Origin of the sequence: Actinoplanes sp. NPDC048791, from assembly GCF_040650095.1 — a bacterium.
GTDB lineage: Bacteria > Actinomycetota > Actinomycetes > Mycobacteriales > Micromonosporaceae > Actinoplanes.
On sequence record NZ_JBEZGQ010001348.1, the window covers coordinates 1 to 1,914 of the forward strand.

General features: G+C 73.8%; 2 protein-coding genes and 1 pseudogene. 2 read left to right on the plus strand and 1 reads right to left on the minus strand.

What is annotated here, in order from left to right; genetic code table 11:
* Positions 1–704 (minus strand): annotated as a pseudogene (locus tag AB0C29_RS46175) (hypothetical protein); the annotation flags it as partial.
* Positions 705–817: 113 nt separating this feature from the next.
* Between AB0C29_RS46175 and AB0C29_RS46180 the strand changes: the two are divergent.
* The gene (locus AB0C29_RS46180) at positions 818–1,537 is read left to right on the plus strand and encodes a YcnI family protein (protein WP_360834413.1); all 720 of its coding nucleotides are present in this window, start codon (positions 818–820) and stop codon (positions 1,535–1,537) included.
* Positions 1,534–1,914 (plus strand): sigma factor (locus AB0C29_RS46185; RefSeq protein ID WP_360834415.1); only part of this gene is annotated, 381 nt, incomplete at its 3' end. The genes AB0C29_RS46180 and AB0C29_RS46185, both read left to right, overlap by 4 nt.

Consider the following 1,914-nt stretch of genomic DNA (forward strand, 5'->3'; position numbering starts at 1 on the left):
GGCGCCTTGGCGGGATCGGCAAGCGCGGCAGCGGATTCGGCGGGTGACTCAGCGGGCGCTGCGACAGATTCGGCGGGCGCCTTGGCGGGATCGGCAAGCGCGGTAGCGGATTCGGCGGGTGACTCAGCGGGCGCTGCGACAGATTCGGCGGGCGCCTTGGCGGGATCGGCGGGCACGGCAGCGGATTCGGCGGGCGCTGCGGCGGTGAGCAGGTGTGCCGCGGCGATGCGCAGCCGGGCCTCGGGGTGGTCCAGCACCGTCAGGTAGGCGGGGACGCCCGCGGCGACGGCAGCGAGGGCGCGGTCCTCCCAAAGATCGAGATCGTCGTCGGGTGTGGCGGACGCAGGCTCGGAGAGGCGGGCGACCCACCGGTCGCTGCGGTCCTCCGCCAGCTCGCCCAGGGTCGGCCCGGCGGCACGGCGGCGCGGTGCCGGCTCGCGCTCGACGGCCATGATGTCGGCCAGCACCGCGTAGGCCGCCGCACGGGCCGCCACCCCCGCACCGGCGAACGTGTCGATCAGGAACGGCACCGCGGCCACGGTGGCCGGATATCTCGACCCCTGATGGACGAGCAGGTCGCTCAGTTCGTCCGCCGCCGCGCTGTCGCCGGTGGCGAGCGAGCGGAGCAGACCGGGCACGTCACCGGCCGGCCCGTACGCGTGGGTCAGGGTCTGCCAGTCGGGCACCTGGGGATCGTGGGGCACGCGGAGAAGTTAGCAGCCTGGCGGCTCGCGAAATCAGCGGGAACTTTCCCGGGACGGTCACCGACCAATGACCGTGCCCGGCGCCCCGGCCGGGTCCGACCGGAAGGTTTCTGATGTCGCTGTTGAAGCGCTCGGCCGCGGTGGCCGGGATGGTCACCGCGCTCACCCTCGCCCTCGCTGTGCCCGCGTCCGCGCACGTCACGGTCAACGCGAACACCGCGGTGCAGGGTGGCTACGCCAAGGTCACCTTCCGGGTGCCGAACGAGAGCGACACCGCGAGCACCACCAAGGTCGAGGTCAACCTGCCGGCCGACACGCCGTTCGCGTCGGTGTCGCTCAAGCCGGTGGCCGGCTGGACCATGGCGCCGGTGAAGTCGAAGCTGGCCAAGCCGATCGACGCGCACGGCACCCAGATCAACGAGGCGGTCACGAAGATCACCTGGACCGCCACCGGGGACGCGGCCATCAAGCCCGGCCAGTTCCAGGAGTTCGACGTCTCGCTCGGCCCGCTGCCGCAGGTGCCGCAGGTGGTGTTCAAGGCGCTGCAGACGTACTCGGACGGCAACGTCGTGCGCTGGATCGACGAGCCCACCACCGACGGCACCGAGCCGGAGAAGCCCGCGCCCGTCCTCAAGCTCACCGCGGCTGTGGCGGCCGACGCGCCGGCCGCTGCCACCAGCAGCACCGCACCGACCGTCTCGGCGGCCGGCGAGGCCGAACCGGACGGCAACGGGACCTGGGCCGGCATCGTCGGCATCGTGCTGGGGCTGGCCGCGCTGGTGCTCGGGCTGCTCGCGTACCGCCGCTCGGGTCAGAGCACCGCGGGGCAGTGACCGACGAGCAGGTGACCGGGTGGGCGCTCGCCGCGGGCCGGGGTGACCGGGACGCGGCGGCGGCGTTCGTCCGGGCCACCCAGCGGCAGCTGCGACGCTTCCTGCAGCACCTGGCCGGGCCGGAGGAGCTCGACGACCTGACCCAGGAGACATACCTGCGGGCGCTGCGCAGCCTGCCCGGTTTCGCCGGCCGGTCCAGCGCCCGCACCTGGCTCTACACCATCGCGCGCCGGGTCGCCGTCGACCACGTGCGGGCCGCGGTCGTCCGGCCGCGGATCGCCCCGGTCGGGATCAGGCCGGTCGTGCTGTTCAGGACGACCGCGGTCCGGCTGGGGACCTTCGCGACGCCGCCCTCGGTGATGTTTCCGCCGCCGACG